We start from the raw sequence: 25,333 nt of genomic DNA, 5'->3' as shown, positions 1-25,333 counted from the left end.
TAGGGGAACGATGCCTTGGCGTTCGGCGACGACAGCGACGTCGTCGTCGATGGGGCATCGCTGGGGAGTTTGGGAAAAACCTTTGTCATGGCCGGCGCATGCGGCGGACAAGACTGATCCGAACGATTGATGGGGAGAGCAAGATGAATCTGCGTCACAAGTTGTTGTATGTCGCCATGTCACTCGCGTTTGCTCCGGGCACGCTGCTTGCGGCCGACCAGGAAGCAACGGTGCAGAACCCGCCATCCGGTAATCCGGGACCTGCCGAGAGGAAAGTGCAGAACCTCGATGCCGTCTCGGTGACCGCGACCAAGCGCGAGACGCCGCTGCAGAAGACGCCGGTGGCGGTAACGGCGATCACTGTCGACACGCTCGACAGGGAGCGCGTCATGACGGTTCAGGACCTGACCAAGCTGGTGCCCGGCCTGCAGGGCACGTCGCAGGGCGATCACGGCGTGGTAACCCTCACCTTGCGCGGCATCGGCAACGACAGCGCCAAGACCGAATACGCCGATCCCGAGGTCGCCACCTTCGTCGACGGCGTCTACGCGCCTCGCGCCGAGGCCGCGTCGGGCCTGTTGCTGGACATGGAAGGCGTGGAGACGCTCCGCGGCCCGCAGGGTACCCTCTGGGGCCGTAATTCCACGGCCGGTGCGATCAGCTTCCAGACGGCCAAGCCGGATATCGGTGCGGGCTTCTACGGCAACGCGCAGGTCGAAGCGGGCAACTACAACCAGACCGGCGCGAGGGCCGCGTTCAACCTGCCCATCAGCGACACCTTCGCCATGCGCGTCGCCGCGGTCCACCAGCAGCACGACGGCTACGTCGACTACCAGAGGCCGTCGGGCCAGCTGCCGAGCCTGGCGGCGCAGCAGCAGGCGTACCTTGCGTCGCCCGCTTCCGGAGGCACGCTGGCCAACTTCAAGCCGATCGATCCCGGCCAGTACGTGCAGGGCGGCGACAAGTACAACGCCCAGGACCAGTCCGCCGCGCGCGTCAGCGCGTTGTGGCAACCCAGCGACGCGTTCAAATGGAACCTGTCGTACGAGTATTTCGCCGATCGCGGCACGCCCAGCCTCAGCCTGATGCAGACGCCCCGCCAGGGCCAGGATTTCTGGTCCGCGTTGATCGATACGGCGCCCTACCTGGACCGTACGTCGAAGACGGTGCGCAGCCGCATGGACTGGAACATCAACGACGGTGTGCAGCTCAGCTATATCGCCGGCTACAACAAATACTCCGGCAAGAGCGACTTCGACCAGGACGTCGGCGTCAGCGTGCCCACCAGCTTCACCACCAATGGCGTCTACCAGGACGACCGCACCAACGATTCCAACTACAAGAGCTGGAGCCAGGAAATAAACCTGAAGTCGACCGGCCCGCAGACCCTGGACTGGATCCTCGGCGCCTACTACGGCTACGAAGACAACGACATCCGCTTCGACATCCCCATCATGAACGGTACGCGCTACGGCACCGTGAGCTGGCAGGGCTCGTTCATCCAGCCGAAGGAAACGGTGAAGTCGTACGCCTTGTTCGGCCAGGCCACCTGGCACCTGAGCGACCATTGGCGACTCACCGGCGGTGCGCGCTGGTCGCACGACACCAAGGAGAACAAGGGCGGCATCAACTGGGGCTGGGCATACGACCCGGCCGTGCCGCAGGTGCCGATCTCTCCGGACGTGTACCCGGATCCGTCGAACGGCTTCGCCATCTCGCAGCGGAATACCGCCAAGTACAGCAAGAGCAAGCCAACCTGGCTGCTGCGCCTGGACACCGACGTGAGCGAGAACGGCCTGCTCTACGCCAGCGTATCCACCGGCTATAAATCCGGCGGCACCCAGGACGCGGGCACGCTGTACAAGCCCGAGACGCTGACCAACTATGAAATCGGCAGCAAGTTCACCTTCCTCGACGGCCACATGACCTGGAACTCGGCCGTCTATTACGAGGACTTCAAGAACTTCCAGCTCTCCGCGCCGATCGTCTACCCGGACGGCAACCACGGCCTGGGCTTTTCCAACGTGGGCGGCAGCACCAAGGTGCTCGGCTTCGAAACGGAACTGGCCTACCAGCAGACGAACGATCGCTTCAACCTGATCTTCTCGGCCATACCGAAGAAGGAACTCGGAAAGCTGGTCTATGCCGGCTCAAACGACTACCAGGGACTGCCGGCATGCCCGCCCGAGTCCAACCTCGCCAACTGCATGAACGTCACCGGCAACGATCTCCCGCACGCGCCGAACGTGTCGCTCACCGGCATCTACGAGCACACGTTCCACCTCGCCAACGGCGGCCGCCTCACGCCGCGCATCAGCGCGCAGTACCAGAGTTCGCAGTGGCTGAGCTACTTCAACCTGGGTTCGGGCGACCGGCAGAAGGCGTACACGCGCGGCGACCTGTCGCTGCGTTACAGCGAGCCGGGCGACAAGTGGTGGGTCAATGCGTACGTGCAGAACGTGTCCGACGAAAAGATCCGCACCAGCGCCGGCCGCTTCCTGATGTCCGACGGATCGCTGCAGTACGTGTCGCAGTACCTCGCGCCGCGTACGTACGGCGTGCAGGTCGGTGTCTGGTTCTGAGGTGATGCATCGCGTCCCGTAGGACGCGGGCGACACCTGACGCTTGCCGTTCCGCAGGCGGCGCTCGAAGGAGCGTCGCCTTCTCTCTCCCGCGAATGGCTTTTTTGCCGGGCCCGCATAAGCGGCCCGGCGTTTCTTTCTCTTCGTCATGCAACACCGGTGGGGACACAGGATGGCGCGTCTGAGGAAAGTGTTGATCGTGGGCGGCGGCACCGCCGGTTGGCTGGCGGCGTGCTACCTCGCCAAGGCGGTCAACGCGGCCGACCCGCGCAGCGTGCAGGTACATCTGGTGGAGTCGCCGGATATCGGTCTGCTCGGCGTGGGCGAGGCGACGTTTCCCTCGATCCGGGGCACGCTGTCGGCGATCGGTCTCGACGAGCGCCGCTTTCTGGTCGGCGCCACCGCGACCTATAAGCAAGGCATCCACTACCGCCATTGGGTACGTCCCCCGGGCACCCCCGGCGCGGATCACTTCTTTCATCCTTTCAACGCACCCAGCCAGCGTCCGGGCGGCCCTGAACTGCTGCCGTACTGGCTGCTCGGCGCCGCCCCGGCGGGCATGCCGTTCGCCGAGGCCGTGTCCATGCAGAGCACGCTTGTGGAGCGCTCGCGCGCACCCAAGCGCCCTGGGGACGCGGACTACCAGGGGCCGATGAATCACGCCTTCCACTTCGACGCGGCCTGTTTCGCCCGCGTGCTCGCCGAACATGGCCAGGAGTCGCTCGGTGTGGTTCGGCATGTGGCCACCGTGGAGCGCGTGGACCGCGACGAGCAGGGAGCCATCGCGCGCCTGGTGACAAGGGAGGAGGGCGATATCACCGCCGACCTGTACGTGGATTGCACCGGCCTTCGCGGCATGCTGATCGGCAATGCGATGCAGTCGCCTTTCCGCAGTCGCGCGGACGTGCTTTTCGCCGATCGCGCGGTGGCCATGCAGGTGCCGTACGACACCCCCGACGCACCCATTCCGTCGTACACCATCTCCACCGCCCAGGAGGCCGGCTGGATCTGGGATATCGGTTTGCAGAAGCGTCGCGGCGTCGGTTACGTCTATTCGTCGCGCCACACCGCCGACGACCGCGCCGAAGATGTCTTCCGGCGCTACGTGGGGCGCGCCGCCGAAGGCCTGAAGGCGATGCACATCAAGTTCGAGACGGGATACCGCCCCGAGCACTGGAAAAAGAATTGCGTGGCGGTGGGACTGGCGGGCGGCTTCGTCGAGCCGCTGGAATCCACCGGCATCGCGCTCGTGGAGCTGGCGACCTACCTCCTCACGCATCTGTTGCCGGCCGACACCGACGACATGCAGGGGGCCGCGAACCACTTCAACGAGATGATGGTGGCGCGGTACGACCGCATCATCGATTTCATCAAGATGCACTATTGCCTGAGCCAGCGGCGCGACTCGCCGTTCTGGGTCGACAACGCCGACGTCGCCGGCATCCCGCCCACCCTGCGGGAGAAGCTCGAGAAATGGAAGCGGCGCCCTCCGCACCGGCTGGACTTCATCGCCGACCTGGAAATGTTCATGACCTGCAGCTGGCAATACGTGCTTTACGGCATGGAGTTCCAGACCGATCTGGAATCCATGCGCAGCGCCTACCCGCAGGTCGACGCCGCACGCAGGGAGTTCGCGATGATCCGGCAGGCCGCGGCCCGCGCACTCGACGACCTTCCCGACCATCGTGCGTTCGTCGAGCACATGTGCCGCGAGCACGTGCAGCGCCGCCAGGCCAGCATCGCACCTTGACCTTGCCGTGTTCGCCGGGGCCGGGCTGGCTGCCTCGCCGGCCCGGCCTTGCAAGCCGCCGTCATGTGTCTTACAGTGAACCACATGGTTCACTATCAAGCCCGACTCGATGCGACGTTCGCCGCGCTCTCCGACGTCACCCGGCGCGGCGTGCTGGAGCAACTCGGGGGTTCGGACGCCTCGATCACCGACCTCGCCGAAAGGTTTCACATGACCCTCACGGGCATGAAGAAGCACGTGAGCGTCCTGGAAGAGGCGGGGCTCGTGGTCACGGAGAAGGTAGGACGCGTGCGCACCTGCAAGCTCGGACCGCGGCGGCTGGAAGAGGAGGCCGCCTGGATCGAGCAGCATCGCCAGCTCTGGAGCGCGCGCTTCGACGCGCTGGACGAACTTGTCGATCAACTGAAACGCAAGGAGAAGGCCGATGACCAACGTAAAAGAAGGTAGCACCGCGGCGACGAACCGTACGGCCGTGGAGCGCAAGTCCGATCGCGAACTCGTCGTGATGCGGACGTTCGATGCCCCCGTGCACACCGTCTTCGAGGCGTGGAGCAAGCCCGAGCTGTTCCAGCGCTGGTGGGTTCCGAAGTCGGTGGGCCTCGCGTTGCTCTCGTGCGACATGGATGTTCGCACCGGTGGTTCGTACCGCCTCGTGTTCCGCCACCCGTCCTTCGATCAACCCATGGCGTTCTTCGGCACCTACAGGGAAGTCGTGCCTAACAAGCGCATCGTGTGGACAAACGAAGAGAGCGAACAAGGTGCCGTGACGACGGTGACGTTCGAGGAAATGTCCGGCAAGACACGGGTCACGTTGCACGAACTCTACCCCACGACGGCCGCGCTGGACGAAGCCCTCGCCGGTTCGGCGGAAGGCCTGCCCGAGCAGTTCGACCAACTGGACGAGTTGCTCGCAGGCGGGGCCTGACCGCGCCGCGGCGAGCCGCGCATCGCGACCACCTTCGTGCCGGCCGATCCGGCGCAACGAGACGAGGACGACCATGCTCAGACGCGATTTCGTGAAGGCTTCCCTTTCATCCGCGGTGCTGGCGGCGGCCCTTCCCATTCGAGCCACGGAGAGTCCCGTCGCTTCGCGCGGGGCTTTCGCCGATGTCGACGGACAGCATCTGTTTTACAGCGTACACGGTGCCGGCAAACCACTCGTTCTTCTCCACGGCGGCATCGACCCGGACAGCTTCGGAAGCAACCTGGCCAAACTGGCCAAGGGGCGACGGGTGGTCGCCGTCCATCTCCAGGCCCATGGACGCACGCCGGACACCGACAGGCCGCTCCGCAGCGAAACGATGGGCGACGACGTGGCCGCCCTGATCGGCCAGCTGAAACTCGGGAAGGCGGACCTCATGGGCTATTCGCTGGGCGCCGGCGTCGCGCTGCAGGCCGCCATCCGTCATCCGGACGCGGTCGACCGGCTGGTGGTCGTGTCCGCGGCAATGAGGCAGGACGGCTTCTATCCCGAAGGCGTAGAGGCTTTCAGGCAGTTGGAGGCCAACGCGGCCACGCTCGGCCCGAGCGTCAAGGCATCGCCCTTGGGAGCGCGCTACCCGGAGGTCGACTGGACCCGTCTCTTCAGGAAGGTCGGCGACCTGACCAAGCGCCCCTTCGACTGGAGCGCCGACGTCGCAAAGCTTCAAGCGCGCACGCTACTTGTCTTTGCCGACGCCGATGCCATCCGGCCCGAACACATGGTCGAGTTCTGGAAGGCGCTGGGAGGCGGTCGTCGCGATGCCGGCATGGATGGTTCCCAACGTCCCGCGAACGAGCTCGCCATCCTGCCCGGCACCACCCATTACTCGCTTCCCGTGGATGCGATGCTGCCGGAGGTCGTCGGACGCTTCCTTGGATCGCCGCCTCCTTAGGTGCCCTCATGCTTGGGAATGGGGTCGCGTCTCCGGCTTGCCTCGTCGTCGGAGTGCACCTCATACCACATCGCATTGAGCACGGCGAAAGTGCAGGCCAGCCCCAGGCCGAGAATCCAGGCGAAATACCACATGATGTCGCCGCTCCTTCAGTAAGTGGTGTGGGATTTGCGCACATGCTCTAGCGTGACGCGCCCGCGCATGACGCGATAGACCCAGCCGGTGTAGAGAATGATCACCGGCATGAAGACGGCCGTGACACCGAGCATCAACAGGAGCGTGCCCTGGCTCGAGGACGCGTCCCATACCGTCAGGCTCGATACCGGTGACGTCGCGGACGGCATGAGGAATGGAAACAGCGCAAGGCCCGCGGAAAGGATCGTTCCGGCGATGGCCAGCGAGCTGCACAGGAAGCCGCCCAGGCCGCGTCGGGACACGAGGATCTGCGTACCCACCGCGCCGGCCACGGCGAGCGCAGGAGCAACCCAGAAGGCGGGATTCGCCCTGTAGTTCGCGAACCACGATCCACCGACCACGACTTGCTTGCCCAGGGGGTTGGAGATGCCGTCGGTGACGACGGTGCCGGCGATGGCAAAGCCAGGCACGCCAAGAGCCAGCCAGACGCCGGCCGCAGCGAACAGCACCAGGTAGGCCAGCGAGGCGATGCGCGCCACCTTCGCGGCGCGTTCGGCAATGACATGGTCGGCACGCATGGCTGCCCAGCACGCCCCGTGGGCAAGCAGCATGCAGAGGCTCACGGCGCCGCAAAGGAGCGCAAAGGGCCGGAAGAGCTGGAAGAATGTCCCGTCCCAGGACATCCGCAGATCACCGTCGTAATGGAACGGCAGGCCGAGGAAAAGGTTGCCGAAGGCCACGCCGCATACCAGCATCACGATCACGCCGGAGGCCATCAGACCGATGTCCCAGGCCAGCTGCCAGCGCGAGTCTTCGAACTTTTCGCGGAAGTTGAAGCCGACCGGCCGGATGATGAAGGCGGTCAACAGCACGAACATGGCCACGTACAAGCCGGAGAACGATGCCGCATACAAGAGTGGCCACGCGGCGAATACCGCACCGCCACCCAGGATGAACCAGACCTGGTTGCCCTCCCATGTCGGTTCGATCGTCTCCAGAAGCACGATACGCTCATGCGCATCCCGCCCCAGTACCCGCAGCAGGGCGGCCACGCCGAAGTCGAATCCGTCCATGACGGCGAAGCCGATCAGCAGCACACCGATCAGGAGCCACCAGATGACGCGCAGGGTGTCGTAGTCGAACATGCCGATCTCCTTCAGACCGTTTGCGCCGTGGTGGGAAGGGCGTCGGGCTGCGGGGGCCACATGCCCAGGCCGTCGGGTCCCTTGCGCGCGAATTTCACCATCAGGTACCCGTCGACGATCGCCAGCGCCGTGTAGAACAGCACGAAACCTCCCAGGGAAAGCCATACCTGCCCGGCGGTCAGCGAGGAGGCGCCCAGGGCCGTCGGCAGGACACCCTCGATCGCCCAGGGCTGGCGGCCATACTCGGCCACGATCCATCCAAGCTCCGCGGCGACCCACGGCAGCGGCAGGCTCCACAGGGCGGTCTTGAGGAAGCCGGTTCCATCGAGGCGGCGCTTGCTCGATCGCCAGAACGCATAGGCGAACAGCACGATGAAGTAGAGCCCGCACGCGACCATGATCCGGAACGACCAGAACAACACCGGCACGTTGGGAATCGTGCTGTCGGCGGCTTTCTGGATATCCACCGCCGTGGCTTGGCGCGGATCCGCGACGAAGCGCTTCAGCAGCAGCGCGTAGCCCATATCCTTGTCGTGCGCGGCGAGCATGGCCTTGGCCTGCGCATTGTCCTTGTCCTCGCGTAGCACGAGCATCGCATCGTAGGCCTTCAGGCCGTTGCCGATGCGCAGTTTCGCGTCGTCCACGAGGTTGCGAATGCCCGGGATGGTCTCGTGGATCGAGCGGGTACCTATCAGCCCCATCACCCATGGCACCGCGATCCTGGCGTGGGTCGTGTGCGACTGCACGTCAGGCAGACCGAACAAGGTAAATGCCGCGGGTGCCGGTTCCGTCTCCCACATGGCCTCTATCGCGGCCATCTTCATCTTCTGGTTCTCGGAGACGGAATAACCGGATTCATCGCCCAGCACCACGACCGAGAGGGAGGCGGCCAGGCCAAAGCTCGCGGCCACCGTGATGGAGCGCTTGGCGAATTCCACGTTGCGTCCACGCAACAGGTACCACGCGCTGATGGACAGGACGAACATCGCGCCCATCGTGTAGCCCGCGCTGACGGTATGGACGAACTTGGCCTGCGCCACCGGATTGAAGATCACCTCGCTGAACCGGGTGACCTCCATGCGCATCGTCTGCGGATTGAAGGCCGCGCCGACGGGATTCTGCATCCAGGCGTTCGCGATCAGTATCCATAGCGCGGACAAGCTCGTGGCCAAGGCGAGAAACCAGGTCACCAGCATGTGCTTGACTGGCGAGATGCGATCCCATCCGAAGAAGAAGAGGCCTACCAACGTGCCTTCGAGGAAGAACGCCATCATGCCTTCGATGGCGAGGGGCGCACCGAAAATGTCGCCCACGTAATGCGAGTAGTACGCCCAATTGGTCCCGAACTGGAACTCCATGGTGACGCCGGTGGCGACACCCATGGCGAAGTTGATGCCGAACAGCACGCCCCAGAACTGGGTCATGCGTTTCCACACCTCCCGGCGCGTCATGACATACACGCTCTCCATGATGGCGAGGATGAAGGCAAGGCCGAGGGTGAGCGGCACGAAAAGGAAGTGATAAAGCGCGGTCAGTGCGAATTGCAGGCGGGACAAGCTAACGACGTCGGGATCGACGATCATGGAGAGGTTCCCTGGCTGGAGGCTGAGGCGGGGGCGAGAAGGCGTCCGACGCCCGCCGGCGAGACATCCGCACGGGGGAGGGGACGGATCGCCACGTACCAGATGGTCATGAGCACGGCGAGCTTGAAAACGACCAGCACGATGAGGTTTCGCGAAAGACGCCGGAGAGGAGAGCGGCCATGACCAGGAAGGCCAGGCCGCGCTTCGCCGCCGCCCCCTGCGGGATCGCTGTACGTTCTCACCAAGACACCTCCCTTCTTCCGGTCCACCCGAACGCATGCAACCCATGGCGACTGAGCATCGGTCGGAACGACGGCGACCCGCTCTACCGGTGGATCTCCCGCCATGCGCCAGGCTGCTCGGACCCTTGCACACCAAGGCGTTGGACACCGATAAGAAAAAGTCCTAACCGTGGATGCGCCCGATGACCGAGGAACATTTGTACGACGTTCCCTTCGGGGATGAATTGACCCAGGTCAACTCATGATCGCGATGGCGATGGCGACTTGCCGATTTCCCACACTCGATGCGGGCGGTGACCGAGGGCGAGCCGCCCGGTTATCGCGGGTGCGCGGGGGCCTTCAGGCGCTCAGGGCGACAGTGGCCTTGTGGGCGAGCTTCCTCAGTTCGGCGCGGGACGTGCCCGAGCGAGCGCGAATCGCCAGCGTCTGCATGGTCGCGGTGGCCAGTAGCGCAAGTGCCTTGGGATCGGCCCCCGGCCCCAGTTCGCCCTTTTGGAGCGCCTTCTTGAAACGCGCTTCGAAGTCGGCATCCAGCTTGCGAAAGCCCTCGGCGACGATGCCCTGGATCTCGGGGTCCCCGGCCGCTTCGGTGACGGCAGTGGCCACCACAAAACATCCCAGCACCTGCTCATCGCCCGAGAAATAGATCGATAGCGCCGCGTCGTAGACGCGCATGAGCGTTTCGCCGAGTGCGTTGTCGCCGGCGAATGCCTCGTGTATCGCCGCGAACTTTCGAGACCAGTAATCGCCCAGTGCCTTTACGTAGATCTCGTGCTTGTCGCCAAAAGCCGCTCGCAGGCTAGGGCGATTCATCCCCGTGGCGGCGGAGATATCGTCAAGCGACGTGCCGGCGTAGCCGGCCTTCCAGAACGCGTTCGCGGCCTGGCGCAGGGCGACATCGGGCTCGTAAGCGCGGGGCCGCCCCCGACCGCGCTTCGTCGGCGGATCTTTTTTTGTACCTTCGCGCATAAAAAAACTTGACCCGTGATGAGGGTAAGAATATTATCCACATCGGTACAAAATTCAAGCGGTGCGGAAACCCGTGCCGGACACCCTGTCCAGGCAAACCGTTGGCGATGCCCCTTGGCGCCGCCAAGGGGAGGCTTTGCCCGCGATATCCGGACAGCGCCCTTTCACTCCTTCCTGCTGGTTCTTCCCGATGCCATGAATGTCAAACAGTTCGATGAGATCGACGTAAGCACGCTTCGTCGCATGAGCGCACGCTGGCGCAAGCCGCTCATGGTGGGGTTGCCTTTGCTGCTCCTCATCGGCGGCGGGGCCATGTATGTGGCGGGGCGGCGCTACGTCGCCACCGACGACGCCTTTGTCCGTGCGGCAAAGGATTCCATCAATGCGCGAGTATCCGGCCAGGTCGTGCAGGTGGCCGTCAAGGACAACGAAAGCGTACGCAAGGGGCAGTTGTTGTTTCGCATCGATCCGGCACCGTACCGGATCGCGGTCGAGCAGGCCGGGGCGAGGCTGAGCAGCGCGCGCCTGCAGGTCGAGGGCCTCAAGGCAACCTATCGCCAGCAACTGGCCGATCTCCAGTCGGCCAAGGATTCGGCAGACTTCGCCGCCCGGGAATTCGACCGCAAGAAGGCGTTGCTCGCCTCCGACTTCGCCTCGCGCGCCGCGTACGAGCAGGCGGAAACCGGCCTGAAAGTGGCAAGGCAGCGCATCGCCTCGATGCAGCAGCAGGTGGCCAACACGGTGGCCGGACTCTCGGGCAATCCGGACATCGCCGTCGATCTGCACCCCACCGTGCGCGAGGCCCGCGCGCAGTTGGACCGCGCGAAGCTCGATCTTTCTTATACCGATGTCCTGGCTCCCGACGATGGCATCGTGACAAGGGTCGACGACCTGCAAGTCGGGGATTTCGTAAACGGCGGTGCCTCGGTGTTCGCGATGATGTCGAGCCGCGACGTCTGGATCGAGGCGAATTTCCGCGAAACCGACCTGACGCGGATGCGTCCCGGCCAGGTCTCGACGATCGAGGTCGACGCCTATCCAGGGCACCCGTTCAAGGCGCACGTGGTGAGCATGAGCCCCGGCACCGGCTCGGAGTTCGCGGTGCTTCCGCCCGAGAACGCCACCGGCAACTGGGTGAAAGTGGTGCAGCGCCTGCCGGTGCGCCTGGAACTGGACACGGTGGACGCCAGGTGGCCGCTGTACTCAGGCATCAGCGTGTATGCGCGGGTGGATACCGCATCGGCGGAAACCCTGGCGGGAACCGCACGGTGAATACCGACACGCGTACACCCGACCTCGTATGGCGCCACCGCGCACTCGTCGCGGCCGGCGTGCTTGCCACATACATGCAGGCGTTCAATATCTCCGTGCCGAATGCCGCCGTACTTCACGTGCAGGGCGGTCTGTCGATGACCGACGACGAAATCGGCTGGGTATTTTCCTCCTATATCGCGGCGGGAGCGCTCGTGATGCCGATGACGCACTGGCTTGCGGGCAGGTTCGGGAGAAAGCGGATCTTTCTCCTTTCGTTGGCGCTATTCGCGCTGGCTTTGGAACTGTGCACGCTCGCCACCACGCCGCTTTCGTTCGTGGGCGCGCGAATCATGCAGGGAGCGGCCAGCGGCACGCTTGCCCCCTTGTCCATGGCCATCCTGCTCGACGAATTGCCACCGCTCAGGCACGGTCATATCGGACCGACATGGAGCGTGACGGCCATGTTGGGCATCGTCAGTGGTCCTGCCGTCGGTGGCTGGTTGAGCGAGTATCACGGCTGGCACTCGATCTTCTATCTCAGCCTTCCGATGGCCGTCGGCATCTTCCTTGTCGTGGCGCTGTGTCTTCGGGAGAAAAGCGGCGCGCGGGTCGTGCCCTTCGACTTCTTCGGCTTCGCGGCCTTTTCCGTGGGCATCGCCGGCCTGCAGATGCTGATGGATCGCGGCGAGCGCCTCGAATGGTTCGCTTCCACCGAGATCCGGGTGGAGGCGATCGCCGCGGCCCTGGGCTTCTACCTCTACATCGTGCACGCGTTCACGCGGCGGGATCACTACCTCAACACGACGGTGTTGCGGGATCGTAATTTCAGCGTGGCCACCGCGATGTACTTCATCTACGGGTTCGTCCTGCTGCCGACGCTCGCATTGACCTCGCCCATGCTCGAGGAGCTTCTGGGCTATCCGGCGGACACGGCCGGTTATCTGACCTTGCCACGCGGCGCCGCATTGGTTTGCGCGCTGATCCTGACCTGGCGAGTGCCGGCGTGGCTGGACAACCGGATCGCCGTGCTTGGCGGCGCCGCGCTCTCGGCGCTTGGCACCTGGCTGATGCTCGGCTATTCGCCCGCGATGGATTCCGTGCCGGTCATGGCGGCAGGCGCTGTGCAAGGGGCCGGCCTGGGCATGTTGCTGCCTGCGCTGAGCCGTGCGGCCTTCTCGACCTTGAATCCGGCGCTCCGCTCGGAAGCGACCGTCATCTTCAACCTGGCACGCCTGTTCGGCAGCACGTTGGGCATTTCGGTCGTACAGATATTCTTTTACGCCAACACGCAGAGCATGCATCTGGCGCTTGCCAAGCATCTTCGACCGTACGGTCCCGTCGCCCAGGCAACCGGTCATCTCGCCGGACGCCAGCTCGCTCTGTTCAACGAGTTGGTTACCGGTCAGGCGGCGATAGTCGCCGTGATCGGCCAGTTCAAACTCCTGCTGGTCGCCATGCTCGCCGCCAGTCCGCTGGTGTTCCTCCTACGCAAGCCACGCACAAGCCACTGAGGGTGGCGGAGCCGACGATGACAACGGCAAGATTTCTTCCTTACCTACCGATGGGCCGATGGGCGCTGGTCGCGGTACCTGCGCTGGCTCTTCTGTCTGGCTGCATGGTCGGCCCGGATTTCACGCGACCGGCCGCGCTTGCGTCGCAGCATTACGACATCGGCGCCGAGCGGCGGCTTTCACGCGACGCCGATGCCAACGGGGTTCCGCACATCGACTTCGACAGGAAGGTGGACGGCGACTGGTGGCAGGTCCTTGGCTCGGCGAAGCTCGATGAGGTCATGCGGCAGGCGATAGCCGGCAACCTCGATCTGGCGGCCGCCGACGCCACGATCCGGCAGGCGGACGAAGCGGTGGCGGCAACCCGGGGCGGCCTGGCACCGCAGGTGGACGTAGGGGCGAGGGGCGGCAGGCAACGTGCCGGCGGTGCCGGCGCGCTGGCGACGTCCAACGTCTATGCGGTGGGCCTGCAGGTGAGCTTCGATTTCGACCTGTTCGGCGGCACCCGGCGCAAGGTGGAAGAGCAGGCCGCGCTGGCCGAGCTTCAACGGCACCGCTTCGATGCGGCCTATCTCACGGTGACGGGCAATGTGGCCGAGCAGGCACTACGGCTTGCTTCTGCCGGGGCGCAGATCCAGGCGGTTCAAACCCTGCTGACCGACGATCGCAAGAACCTCGAGCTGGTGCAGACCGCACACCGCTATGGGAGCGCAACGCAGGTCGACGTGGCACTGGCGACGAGCCAACTCGCCCAGGACGAGACGCTGCTTCCTCCGCTCGCGCAGCAGCGGGACATCGCGCGTCATGCGCTTTCGGTGCTGGCAGGCAGAGGGCCCGCCGACTGGGTACCGCCGGATTTCGCACTCGACGACTTTTCGTTGCCGGCGGACCTGCCTCTAAGCCTGCCGTCGGAACTCGCTCGCGAACGCCCGGACATCCTGGAGGCGGAAGCGCAGCTTCACGCGGCCAGTGCCGCCATCGGTGTCGCCACGGCGGATATGTATCCTCACCTGCAACTCTCGGCATCGGCAAGCCAGATCGGCCCGGGAGGTGGAATGCTTTGGGGGCTTCTGGGCGGATTGACGGCACCGGTCTTCCATGGCGGAACGCTGCAGGCAAACCGGCGTGCTTCGATCGATGGCTATGACGTGTCCATGGCCAACTATCGGCAGACGGTGATCGTGTCGCTGGGGCAGGTTGCGGACGTGCTGCAGGCCATCGGCCATGACGGCGAGGAGTACGCAGCGCAGCAACATGCCCTGGACGCCGCCAGCACCAGCCTCCGCCTGAATCGGCAAGGCTATCGTGCCGGCGAGACCAGCGTTTTGCAGGTACTGGATGCCGAGCGGACCTACCAGCGCGCCCTGATCGATCACATCCGCGCAACGACGGCGCGCTATCTCGACACCGTAGAGCTCTCCATGGCGCTGGGCGGAAACAGCAGCGGTGCATTCGCACGTTCCGCAACGGGCCGCCATGAGCGCGACGGTTCCGAACAGCCACCGGTCCGTAGCCCGTAGCGTATCCATCGTCTTCACCCCGGGTCTGCGGCACGCTCGCTAGGCTTCATGCCTGGTCTGGAATGTGTCGCGCGTCGCACTGAATCAGGAGCATCGTCATGTCATTCCCTACACCCCTGCAGAACACCGCGCTCCCGCTGCCGGGCGGCAAAGGGGAGCTGCCCGCACTCGGATTCGGAACCCTCATTCCGGATCCCGTCATGGCCAAGCGCGCCATCAAGGCAGCGCTACGCGTGGGGTTTCGGCATATCGATGCCGCGGAGGCCTACCGTAACGAAGATGTCGTCGGCGAAGCGCTCCAGGAAGCTTTCGCCGAAGGGACACTGACGCGCGGAGAGCTTTTCGTCACCACCAAGCTCTGGAACAACAATCATCGTCCGGAACGCGTGGGTCCCGCGCTCGATGCAAGTCTGCGTCGCCTGCGACTCGACCAGGTGGACAGCTACCTGATCCACACGCCTTTCGCCTTCCAGCCCGGCGACGAGCAATATCCGAAAGGGGAGGATGGCCAACCCCTTTATGACGACGGTGTCAGCCTGCTGGATACCTGGCGGGCGATGGAGCGCCTCGTCGATGCGGGCAAGTGTCGCTTCATCGGTCTTTCGGACGTGCGCCTCGACGCGGTCAAGGCGATCTATACGGCGGCGCGCATCAAACCCGCCGTGGTCCAGGTGGAATGCCATCCCTATCTGCCGGAGTGGGAGCTGCTCGAGTTCTGCCAGCAGCACGGCATCGTGTTGCTGGCCTTCGCCCCGCTGGGGCATGGCATGGAACCACGCGTACTGAACGATCCCGTGATCGTGGACATCGCGCAGCGCGAGCACCGCACACCGGCACAAGTGGCGCTGGCGTGGGCCGTGCAGCGTGGTGCCGCGATCCTGACGACATCGACGAGCCTGGACCACATCAGGGAGAATTTCGACGTGTCGGCGTTGTCGGAAGAATCGCTGGCACGAATGCGCCACGACATCAGCACGAGGGTGCGCTTGAACAAGGTGGTCGATACGGGCTTGCCTGGCTTCATCCCGCGAGCTCAAGGGGCATGAGATCCGACGGGCGAAGCGCGCGATTCGCCGAATTAGCGCAATCGCTCATAAGCGATGGTGTTATCAATTCTCCGGCAGATCGAAAAACCGCTGTATTTCCCGTTCGATCTGCTCCGCACGACGAGCGATCATCATGCGAAGACACGTCTCGCCAGGGGGCGTGAATCGAACAAAGGAGACCTGTTCGCCATTTTCCAGAGGAAGACACCGTAGGAACAAGGGGGAGGTGCGGGCGTCGCTGAGCGCATCGCGACGCCGCCTTTCATGCTCGTATTCGAGGGCCGCTGCGCTTCGTTTCGTGCGAAGCGTCGACGCAGCCCCCGGGGACGTGTGTGCCTGCGAAATGCACCGGCCGGACGGTCGGGGGTGGCGCTTGCCTTAGAGCGACTTCGGTGACATGGCCGCGCCGGCACATCCGTGCCCGTCCCGCGTCCCGTATCCCGCCTGAGGAGAACGACCGTGAATCGCATCTACCGGCTTGTATGGAATCGTACCCTTCGTGTCTTGCAGGTTGCGTCGGAGTTGACCCGGCAGCATGGGGAAGGGGGGAGTCCGGGATCGAGTCGTAGGGGCGATGCAGCGCGACCTGGGTTGAAACCGTTGGTCGTCGCGCTGTTGCTGGCTTCGCCATGGGTGAGTGGCCGCGTCTACGCCGCCTGCACGCCGGCCAATCCGGCAGCGGGAGCCACCGTGACCTGCAGCGGAGCCGCCAATCCCCTTGCCCCCAGCTATTCGACCGCGGCGAACAACCTCACGGTAAACGTGCTGCCGGGAGCAAGCACTGGCGTGCTGCTGGGCCTCGGGGGCACGGCGATGAGGCTCACCGGCAACAACACCACGCTCAACAACTCGGGCACCATCGATCCCAGCTTGCTGGGACTGCTCAGCCTGCTGTCCTCCGGCACGGTGGTTGGAAACAGCGCTGCCAGCACGGTCAACATCGTCAACGCATCCACTGGCGTGATGAATGGCACGTCCGGTTTGCTCGGGGTGAGTATCAACGGCCTCACCGGCATGGCGCTCGCCGCGCAGAACGGGACCGGCGGCACGACCAACATAAGGAACGACGGCGCGATCGGCGGGGCTGCTCTCCTCGGTGTCACGCTGGTGCCGTCGGACATTCCGGTGGTCGCGGCGTATGGCGGCGGGCAGGTGAACTTCGTCAATACCGGCACGATCAACGGACGTATCGGTTTCGAGGCCTCGGGCACGCCGGGGGCAGGCAACACCTTCGCCAACGCCGGCACGATCAATGGTGGCGTGTCGATGGGCATCGACAGCACCAATACCTTCACCGCGGTGTCCGGTTCGTCGGTGAACCTCGCGGGCGGTATAGGACTGAGCCTGGACGTCCTGGGCCTTGTGGGCGTAACCCTGGGCTTCGCTCCGACCGGAGTGGTCGACGGCGGTGCAGGAGGCAGCAATACGCTCGTGCTGCAGAACGTACTGCCCTCGTCGGGTACGGGCAGCGGCACAGGCGGTGTCGTGACGACGCTCTCCAGCGGGACGTATATCAACTTCCAGCATTTGCTGGTCAATAGCGGCACATGGAACCTGCAAGGCCCGTTGGTAAGCGGCGATGCCACGCTCAACGGCGGCCTCGTCAATTTCAACAATGGCGGCGTGTTCGGCAGCGGCGCCGTCAGTGCGAACGGCGGTGCGATCGGTGCCAGTGCCGCGGGGATCACCCTGGCCAACGACTTCACGCTGGGCACCGGCGGGCTGATCACGACCGGCAGCGGCAGCTTCGTCTTGTCGGGCACGCTGTCGGGTACGGGCGGACTGACCAAGCTCGGCGCCGGGACGCTGACCTTGACCGGCCCGAACAGTTATACCGGCGTCACGGCGATCGATGCCGGCGTGCTCGCGCTCGGTGCCGGCAGCAGCATCGCCGCATCGAGCGGTGTCGCACTCGCCTCGGGCGGTGCCCTGGATCTTTCCGCGGCCGGCAATCAAACGCTTGGACTGCTCAGCGGTGCGGCGGGCAGCGTGAACCTTGGCGCCAACACGCTGATGTTGAATGGCTCGGGCAGCGGCACATTCGGCGGCGTGTTGTCCGGTAGCGGTGCGCTGGTGATGGACGGTACCGGGACGCAGACGCTGACGGGTGCCAATCTGTACAGCGGCGGCACCACGATCCAGAGCGGCACGCTGGCCGTAGGCGCAGGCGGTTCGTTGGCCTCGGGCACGCCGGTCACGGTGAACGGCGGGACGTTCGATCTTTCCGCCGCCGGGGACCAGACCATCGCCCAGCTCGAAGGCACGGGCGGCCAGGTGCAGCTGGGTGGCGGCAGCACCTTGACGCTCGCCGGAGGCAGCTACGCCGGAAACATCGCCGGCAGCGGCGGCCTGGTGAAGACGGGCACGGGCACGCTATCGCTCGACGGCAACAACAGCTACAGCGGACCGACGCAAGTCGTGTCCGGCGGCATGCTGATCGGCAGCGACGCCGCCCACAGCAGCGCGGGCGTGCAGAGCGATATCACAGTGGCGTCCACGGGATCGTTGGGCGGCTTCGGACATGTCGACGGCAACGTCGATGTGCTCGCCGGCGGCCATCTCGCTCCCGGTGCGCCGGCCGGTGTGTTCACCGTCAACGGCAACCTCATCATGGAGCAAGGCAGCCAGCTCGATGCGCAGTTCGGTGCGCCGGGCCCCGACTTCAATACGCCCGGCGTGGGTCACAGCACCCAGGTGAACGGCGATCTCACCTTGAACGGCGCGATGGTCAACCCGGTCGATGCCGGCGGTTTCGGCCCCGGCCTGTACAACCTGTTCAATTACACGGGCAGTCTGACCCAGGCCGGTGGTGGCATCACCGCGCCCACCGGTTACGCCATCCAGAATCTCGTGGGCACAAAGAAGATCAACCTGGTCAACGCGCTGGGCATCGATCTCAACATCTGGAACGCCAACGGGTTGGCCGGGCCCACGCAGATGGGGGGCGGCAGCGGCGTGTGGTCGCAGGCCAACGCCAACTGGACGGATGCCACCGGCAGCCTCACCGCCTTGCGCTCGCCCGCCGATGCCTTCGTGATCTTCGGCGGCGCGGCAGGCGTGGTCACCGTGGACGATGCCGGTGGCGCGCAGCCGGTGACCACGCAGGGCATCCAGTTCGCCAACGATGGTTATCGCCTCGACGGTGACGCACTGGGCCTGGTCGCGCCATCCGCCGGTGCCTATAGCGAGCTGCGCGTGGGTGACGGCAGCGCGGCGAGCACAGGATGGACCGCCACCATCGACAACGTGCTCACCGGCAATGGCATCCAGAAGACCGGCGCGGGCACCCTGGTCCTCAACGGCACCAACACCTATACCGGGGGAACGCAGCTGGCGGAGGGCACGCTTTCGCTATCGTCGGATGCGAACCTCGGCGATCCGGGCAACGCCATCGACTTCGAAGGCGGCATCCTGCAGGTTTCCGGTACGGCATATAACGGCACGCCGCGCGCCATCGTGTTCGGCCCGGCCGGGGGCGGATTCGATATCGCGGACGCGGCCAACACATTCACCGTGACCCAGCCGCTCGCCGGTACCGGTGCATTGACCAAGCTGGGCGATGGCACGCTGGTACTCACCGGCACCAACACGTACAGCGGCGGCACCACGGTGAACGACGGCACGCTGATCCTCGGCGCGGGAGGAAGCCTCGCCGCGGGCAGTGGGGTGACCGTGAATGGCAACGGTGTACTGGACGTCTCCGCCGCGGGCAGCCAGACCTTCGGCACACTCGACGGCGATGGTCAGGTGCAGCTTGGCGGGGCCACCCTGGCCGTGGGTGCGGGCACATACGGCGGGACGATTGTGGGCGGCGGCGGGGTGGACAAGACCGGCAGCGGCACGCTCACACTCAACGGCATCGACACATACAGTGGACCGACGCAGGTCCTGGGCGGCACGTTGCTCGTGGGCGACGCGACACATGCAACCGCCAGCGTGCAAAGCGACATCATCGTGGCAAGTACTGGCGTACTCGGCGGCTTCGGCTCGGTCAATGGCAATGTCGACGTGCAGGCAGGCGGTCATCTCGCGCCGGGCAATCCCACGGGTTCCTTCAACGTCAACGGTAACCTGCTTGCCGAGCAGGGAAGCCAGTTCGATTTCTGGTTCGGCACGCCGGGACCCGACAGCACGACACCGGGGCAAGGCCACAACGTGCAGGTCAACGGCGACCTGACGCTCGATGGTGCCACCCTGGTTCCCTATGACGCGGGCGGTTTCGGTCCGGGGCTGTACAACCTGTTCAATTACACAGGCAGCCTGACCCAAGCCAACGGCGGCATCATCCCGCCAAGCAGCGGCTACACCATCCAGTACCTGACCGGAAGCAAGCAGGTGAACCTGGTCGCCAGCGCCGGCATGGCACTGAACTTCTGGAACGCCAATGGCCTGGCTTCCTCCACGCAACTGGGTGGCGGCAGCGGTACATGGGCGCAGGCCAACGCCAACTGGGCCAACGCCGACGGCTCCGCCACCGGCGTGCGCGTGCCCGCCAACGCGTTCGCGATCTTCGCCGGCGCGCCAGGTACGGTGACGGTGGACGATGCCGGCGGCGCACTGCCTGTGACCACGCTGGGCATCCAGTTCGCCAGCGACGGTTACCTGCTCGACGGCGACACACTGACACTGGACGGCAGCACGCAGCATCCATTGAGCGAGATCCGCGTGGGCGACGGCAGCGCTGCCAGTGCCGGCTGGGTTGCCACCATCGACAGCACGCTTTCCGGCGCCGGCATCGACAAGACGGGGCTGGGCACACTGGTGCTCAACGGTGCGAACACGTACACCCAGTCGACGCAGATTTCGCAGGGTACGCTGTCCGTGTCGTCCGATGCGAGCCTGGGCGCTCCCACGGCCGGCATCGATATCGAGGGTGGCACCTTGCAGGTCACGGGTACCGCCTTCAGCGGCACGACTCGCGCCATCACGCTGGGCGCGACCGGTGGCGGTCTGGACATCGCCGATGCCGGGAATACCTTCACGTTGTCGCAGGCATTGAGCGGCAGCGGTGGCGTGACCAAGCTCGGTGCCGGCACGTTAGTCCTCACGGGCGCCAATACCTATGGCGGCGGCACCATCGTCAACGCCGGCACGTTGGCAGGGAACAGCACGAGCCTGCGCGGGGCAATTGCCGACAACGGTGTACTGGTATTCGACCAGGCGACCGACGGTATCTTCCAAGGCAACGTCACCGGCGCGGGCCAGCTGATCAAGACCGGGCAGGGCGCCTTGACCTTGAACGATCTCAATGCCTTCACCGGCGCCACATCGGTGGAACAGGGCACCCTGCAAGTCGGCGACACGTCGACAAGCGCGGCCACGCTGGGAGGCGATGTCGCGGTGGGCTCGGGCGGCACGTTGACGGGACAGGGCACCATCGACGGCAGCCTGATCAACGACGGTGTACTGCATCCGGGCGGCACCGGCGCGGTAGGCGTGCTCAACGTCAACGACAACTACACCCAAGGCGTCGACGGGACGTTCGCCGTCACTCTGGCGGCCAACGGTGCGGGAAGCCAACTGATGGTGAACGGCAGCGCCACACTCGCGGGCAGCGCGTTGCTGTTCCTCCCTTCGGCAGGCTGGCAGCCTGGCACCGGCTACCGCATCCTCACCGCGACCGGCGGCGTCAGCGGCGAATTCGGCAGTGTCGCCTCCAACTTCGCGTTCGTCACGCCGACCCTGAGCTATGACGCCACCAGCGTGAGCGTGCTCCTGGCGCGGAATGCCAACACCTTCCCCTCGGTGGCCGAGACGGCCAATGGAAGGGCCGTGGCCGAGGCCACGGAGGCACTGGGTCCCGGCAATCCATTGTTCGACCTGGTGGTCGTGCTCGATCGCACCACCGCGGCAGCCGCGTTCCAGCAGTTGCAGGCAGACATCCATGCCAGCACGCGCACGGCCCTGCTCGATAGCGACCGTTACGTGCGCGAGGCCATCAACGCCCATCTCGCTGGAACGTCCAGCCGGGCCGGCACCCATGAGGCGGCCGACCGTGACGGCGGGTCGGTGTGGACGTCCGCCTGGGGTCATTGGGGACGCTACGACAGCGACGGCAACGCGTCGGAACTCTCGGCGAACGGCAGCGGCATCGTGGTGGGCACGGACACCAGCGTGGGCAGCGATGCGCGCGTGGGTGGACTGCTCGGCAGGGGCCAAGGCACCGCACGCAGCACCACTCCCGCCGTTTCGGCACATCACGTGGACAACTACGCCGGCCTCTACGCCGACATGCGATCCGATGCCTTCCACCTGCAGGCCGCGGCGATCTATGGGTGGCAAAAAGTGAGGACCCGTCGCTCGATCGCCTTCGCCGACTTCCGAAGCACCACCAGCGCACGATATGACGCCAACACGGCGCAGGCTTATGTCGATGGCAGCTATGAGATCGGTATGGGGCGCTCCACGCTCGCGCCGTTCGTCAACATCGCCTATGACCGACTGACGACCGATGCGATCAAGGAGCGCGACAGCATCGCCGCGTTCGAGGTCAAAGGACAGAGCAGTTCCGTGACGGTCGGTACCTTGGGCGCGCGCGGCAGCCTACAGCTTGGTGACCGCGGCGACATACGCGCGACCTTCAGCCTTGGCTGGCAGCATGCATGGGGAGATGTCACTCCGGTGGAGACGATGCGTTTCGCCGCGGGCGGTCCGTCATTCAACATCGGCGGCGTACCGGTGGCCAGGAACGCGGCGGCCGTCAACGGCGGCATCAGCTTCGCCGTGGCGCCCGGCGTCGCGATCGACGCCACCTACAGCGGCCAGTTCGCCGGCGATGTGAAAGACCAGGCCGCGCGCGTCGCCCTTGCCTGGGCGTTCTAGGGAGGAGGCGAGGCGCTGTGGAAGGAGTGCCTGCAAGGGCGAAGGGGGGAGGGCGGCGCCTGAACCCCGGCACCCTTAGTCAAGGTCCGCCGCGGCCAAGGCCACGGCATCGGCGCCCGCCGGCAGGCGTACGGGGCTTGATGGATCGTTGACTGCCCGCCAGACCGCCTCGGTCACGTCGGAGGTGTGCGTCACCGGAGCGGCCGATTGCGACCAGCTTTCGAAAACCTTCTGCACCAGCCCGCTGTATGCCTCGGGGAAGCCACCTTGCGCGCGGGACCGTGCGTTCTCGCCGAAACGGGTTTCCGGTGCTCGCCCCGGCAGCACCAGCCGAACCCGAACGTTGAACGGTTCCAACTCGAGCGCCAGCGATTCGGTGAACGCGTTCACGGCCGCCTTGCTGGCGGTGTAGACGGACAGGAGGTGGAGCGGCTTCAGCGTAACCGAGGAGGTGACATTGACGATCACGCCGCTCCTGCGCTCGCGGAATTGCGGCAACACCGCCTGGGTCATCGCGATGGTGCCCAGGGTGTTGGTTTCGAACACGTCGCGAGCGGCGTCCATCGAGGTGCCCTCCAGGGCATTGAGCAAGCCGATGCCGGCATTGTTCACGAGAGCGTCGATGGGACCCGCCGCATCGATGAGCGCGCGAATGCTCCGCGGGTCGGTCACGTCGAGCGGCAGTACGCGCAAGCGCCCGGAGCTCGGCAGCACGTCTTCGCGCGGCGTGCGCATGGTGGCGATGACTTGCCAGCCGCGGCCGAGGAAGTCCTTGGCGGTCTCGAGGCCAAAGCCGGACGAACAACCGGTGATCAAGACGGTTTTCATGGAAGCTCCTGCGTGGAGTGGGGGGACGTGTCCACGATAGGCGCCGGCTTCAGGATCATCTACCATAGAAGGTCCATATCTTGTTAGCGATAGTCCAATCATGGCCGATCCGCTCTCCGAGGTCGTCACGCTGCTTCAGCCCGAAGCCGCTTTTTCCAAGGTGGTCAACGGCGCTGGCCGGTGGCGGGTTCGCCGCACCGAGCTTGGGCGGCCGTTCTACTGCGTGGTCCTTGAAGGATCCTGCCGGCTCGTCGTGGAAGGGCAGGAGCCGTTGGTGCTGCTGGCCGGCGATTTCGTGCTGATCCCCGCCGCGCATAACTTCGCAACCTCGAGCATTGATCCACCGGATGACGGCCCGGATGCGTCACCCATCGTCCTGCCCGGTGGTGAATTCCGCCTCGGCGCGCTGGACGGGCCGCCGCAGGTGCGCATGATGGTCGGCTATTGCGTCTTTGGCTCGCCGGATGCCGCCATACTGGTTTCACTGTTGCCGCAACTGGTCCACGTGCGCGGCGAGCAGCGGCTCGCCACGCTGGTGCAACTGGTGAACGAAGAATCGCGCGGACAGCGGCCCGCCCGCGAACTTATCCTCACGCGCTTGCTCGAGGTGCTGTTGATCGAAGCGCTGCGATCCTCCGCGGACACCGCCGAGTCGCCCGGATTGTTGCGTGGCCTGGCCGATGCGCGCCTCGCCGTCGCGATAAGGTGCATGCATGAGATGCCGACGCGCCCCTGGACGGTAGCGCACCTGGCGAAGGAAGCCGCGCTGTCGCGCTCGGCGTTCTTCGAACGCTTCAACCGCGCCGTGGGAGTAACGCCGATGGAGTACCTGCTGACCTGGCGGATGGCGCTGGCCAAAAAGCTGCTTCGCAACCCGGGCGTCGCCATCGCGGACGTCGCCGAGCGCGTTGGCTACAGCTCAGCGAGTACGTTCAGCGTCGCGTTCAGTCGCAGCGTTGGCATGCCACCCGCACGCTATGCTCGGGAGCGAGGGTGATTAGCCTGACGGGAGGAAGCTTTGCGTGCGTCGTTGCTCGTGGCCGAGCGCGAGACCGCCGTGGCTCGCGCGCAGTCGTCTGGGTTCCTTAGGGATTCGCTAAGGTTTGCCTAGAAGCTCGACCAGTCGCGACTCGCATGGGGATAGGTCATACCCCCGTCGTTGCGATATCACGAACACGAGCGGACCGAGGTGCCATGCGCGGCGTTCGAGTTCGACGAGCTCGCCGCCCACTAGGTCTTCGCCAACGAGGTGTCGCGGCATGTGCCCCCAGCCGAGCCCCGCCTTGAGGAGATCACGCTTGGCGCCGAGATCATTGACCAGCCACAGGCGCTTGCCAGCCACGCCCTGTTGGGTCTTTTCTGCTTCCGGCTGATTGTCCGTGACGACGATCTGAACATGCCGACCGAACTCGTCCACCGGTATGGATTTCGGTGTCGAAGCGAGCGGATGGGACGGCGCACACAGCGTCACCATCTCTGCCTCGCACAACCAGTGGCGTTCCACGGCATCTGGGCTCACCTCCGGCACATTCTGGATCGTGACAGCCAGCGCACACATCTTCTCGAGCACCAGTCTCTCGCCCCCCTGCATGGTCGTGATGCGCAGATTGATCGCCGCAGTAGGGAATTCTGCTTGCAGCGTCCGCAGACTCTCGATCAGGTGGGCGCGCGGGAAGTAGACATCGACCGCCACTGAAACCTGGGGCGCGCCGGCTCGGGCGATCGAGCCGGCGCGGGTCTTCATTTCTTCCGTGCGTGAGATCACCGCTCGCGCGTCCGGCAGGAGGCTACGCCCCGCCGCGGTCAGCTGCGCCTTGCGGGTGTCGCGATCGAACAACTCGACATCGAAGGCGCTTTCCAGCGCCTTGACCGCGTGGCTGATGGCCGACTGCGCGCGGCCAAGCTTCCGCGCCGCACCCGAAAAGCTTCCCTGATCGCATACCGCAACGAACGCACGCAGCTGGTTGATGGTGACGTTGTCGAGCACATGTATCCAATAATTAGATCGAATTAAGCTATGTTTCGTCAATTGCATCGATGCGTCAAGCAGCCCATCTTCGTTTGAACCTGAA

18 protein-coding genes and 1 pseudogene are annotated in these 25,333 nt (G+C 65.2%); 12 read left to right on the top strand and 7 right to left on the bottom strand.

The genetic code is table 11. The features are described from left to right. The first annotated feature begins 143 nt into the window (after positions 1-143). The 5 genes from HBF32_RS04170 to HBF32_RS04150 all read left to right on the top strand — a co-directional run bounded on the left by HBF32_RS04170 (position 144) and on the right by HBF32_RS04150 (position 6,206). Positions 144-2,582 (top strand): TonB-dependent receptor, encoded by a 2,439-nt coding sequence (locus HBF32_RS04170; RefSeq protein WP_166698359.1) that lies wholly within the window; start codon positions 144-146, stop codon positions 2,580-2,582. A gap of 172 nt (positions 2,583-2,754) precedes the next feature. Further along, complete coding sequence (locus HBF32_RS04165; protein WP_166698358.1) at positions 2,755-4,332, top strand: tryptophan halogenase family protein; 1,578 nt, start codon at positions 2,755-2,757, stop codon at positions 4,330-4,332. 84 nt (positions 4,333-4,416) lie between these two features. Next, positions 4,417-4,779, top strand: a complete 363-nt coding sequence (locus HBF32_RS04160; RefSeq protein ID WP_166698357.1) for an ArsR/SmtB family transcription factor — start codon at positions 4,417-4,419, stop codon at positions 4,777-4,779. Further along, positions 4,757-5,257, top strand: coding sequence for an SRPBCC family protein (locus tag HBF32_RS04155; RefSeq protein ID WP_166698356.1), 501 nt, complete (start codon positions 4,757-4,759; stop codon positions 5,255-5,257). Before HBF32_RS04160 ends, HBF32_RS04155 begins: the two co-directional genes overlap by 23 nt. Before the next feature lie 73 nt (positions 5,258-5,330). After that, entirely contained in the window at positions 5,331-6,206 is an 876-nt protein-coding gene (locus HBF32_RS04150) for an alpha/beta fold hydrolase (protein ID WP_166698355.1), read from the top strand. Here the strand turns inward: HBF32_RS04150 and cydX are convergent. The 5 genes from cydX to HBF32_RS04130 form a co-directional block, all read right to left on the bottom strand. After that, positions 6,203-6,340: a cytochrome bd-I oxidase subunit CydX gene (gene cydX, locus HBF32_RS04145; protein ID WP_166698354.1), complete on the bottom strand. Its 138-nt coding sequence runs from the start codon at positions 6,338-6,340 to the stop codon at positions 6,203-6,205. The genes HBF32_RS04150 and cydX overlap by 4 nt on opposite strands. Before the next feature lie 15 nt (positions 6,341-6,355). Further along, on the bottom strand, positions 6,356-7,486 hold the full coding sequence (gene cydB, locus HBF32_RS04140; protein ID WP_166698353.1) for a cytochrome d ubiquinol oxidase subunit II: 1,131 nt from the start codon (positions 7,484-7,486) through the stop codon (positions 6,356-6,358). An 11-nt stretch (positions 7,487-7,497) separates the two neighbouring features. Beyond that, a complete protein-coding gene (locus tag HBF32_RS04135; protein WP_166698352.1) occupies positions 7,498-9,069 on the bottom strand; it encodes a cytochrome ubiquinol oxidase subunit I in 1,572 nt (523 codons plus the stop codon). Then, entirely contained in the window at positions 9,066-9,416 is a 351-nt protein-coding gene (gene cydP, locus HBF32_RS19590) for a cytochrome oxidase putative small subunit CydP (RefSeq protein ID WP_338039732.1), read from the bottom strand. Before cydP ends, HBF32_RS04135 begins: the two co-directional genes overlap by 4 nt. Before the next feature lie 234 nt (positions 9,417-9,650). After that, the gene (locus HBF32_RS04130; RefSeq protein ID WP_166698351.1) at positions 9,651-10,280 is read right to left on the bottom strand and encodes a TetR/AcrR family transcriptional regulator; all 630 of its coding nucleotides are present in this window, start codon (positions 10,278-10,280) and stop codon (positions 9,651-9,653) included. A gap of 243 nt (positions 10,281-10,523) precedes the next feature. Between HBF32_RS04130 and HBF32_RS04125 the strand changes: the two genes are divergently transcribed. The 6 genes and pseudogenes from HBF32_RS04125 (at position 10,524) to HBF32_RS04105 (ending at position 22,433) form a co-directional block, all read left to right on the top strand. Continuing rightward, positions 10,524-11,552, top strand: a complete 1,029-nt coding sequence (locus HBF32_RS04125; RefSeq protein WP_240147786.1) for an HlyD family secretion protein — start codon at positions 10,524-10,526, stop codon at positions 11,550-11,552. Continuing rightward, complete coding sequence (locus HBF32_RS04120) at positions 11,549-13,045, top strand: DHA2 family efflux MFS transporter permease subunit (protein WP_338039731.1); 1,497 nt, start codon at positions 11,549-11,551, stop codon at positions 13,043-13,045. The genes HBF32_RS04125 and HBF32_RS04120 overlap by 4 nt, the downstream gene beginning before the upstream one ends. A gap of 17 nt (positions 13,046-13,062) precedes the next feature. Then, on the top strand, positions 13,063-14,565 hold the full coding sequence (locus HBF32_RS04115; protein ID WP_193570324.1) for an efflux transporter outer membrane subunit: 1,503 nt from the start codon (positions 13,063-13,065) through the stop codon (positions 14,563-14,565). Between the two features lie 98 nt (positions 14,566-14,663). Next, positions 14,664-15,611 (top strand): aldo/keto reductase, encoded by a 948-nt coding sequence (locus tag HBF32_RS04110; RefSeq protein WP_166698350.1) that lies wholly within the window; start codon positions 14,664-14,666, stop codon positions 15,609-15,611. Positions 15,612-16,028: 417 nt separating this feature from the next. After that, a pseudogene (locus HBF32_RS19695) lies at positions 16,029-16,202 on the top strand (ESPR domain-containing protein); the annotation flags it as partial. Further along, the gene (locus tag HBF32_RS04105) at positions 16,203-22,433 is read left to right on the top strand and encodes an autotransporter-associated beta strand repeat-containing protein (RefSeq protein ID WP_240147785.1); all 6,231 of its coding nucleotides are present in this window, start codon (positions 16,203-16,205) and stop codon (positions 22,431-22,433) included. A 75-nt stretch (positions 22,434-22,508) separates the two neighbouring features. Here HBF32_RS04105 and HBF32_RS04100 read toward each other — a convergent pair whose 3' ends face one another. Further along, positions 22,509-23,261: an SDR family oxidoreductase gene (locus tag HBF32_RS04100; protein ID WP_166698348.1), complete on the bottom strand. Its 753-nt coding sequence runs from the start codon at positions 23,259-23,261 to the stop codon at positions 22,509-22,511. A gap of 100 nt (positions 23,262-23,361) precedes the next feature. Here HBF32_RS04100 and HBF32_RS04095 point away from each other — a divergent pair, with 100 nt between their 5' ends. Then, positions 23,362-24,258: an AraC family transcriptional regulator gene (locus HBF32_RS04095; RefSeq protein ID WP_166698347.1), complete on the top strand. Its 897-nt coding sequence runs from the start codon at positions 23,362-23,364 to the stop codon at positions 24,256-24,258. Between the two features lie 99 nt (positions 24,259-24,357). Here the strand turns inward: HBF32_RS04095 and HBF32_RS04090 are convergent, their stop codons facing one another. Then, positions 24,358-25,248 (bottom strand): LysR family transcriptional regulator, encoded by an 891-nt coding sequence (locus HBF32_RS04090; RefSeq protein ID WP_166698346.1) that lies wholly within the window; start codon positions 25,246-25,248, stop codon positions 24,358-24,360. Between the last annotated feature and the right edge of the window lie 85 nt (positions 25,249-25,333).

The organism is Luteibacter yeojuensis (assembly GCF_011742875.1).
In the GTDB taxonomy this organism is placed as follows: Bacteria; Pseudomonadota; Gammaproteobacteria; order Xanthomonadales; family Rhodanobacteraceae; genus Luteibacter; species Luteibacter yeojuensis.
The sequence above is the reverse complement of the archived record's forward strand: the minus strand, read 5'-3'. Positions and strand labels throughout refer to the sequence as shown.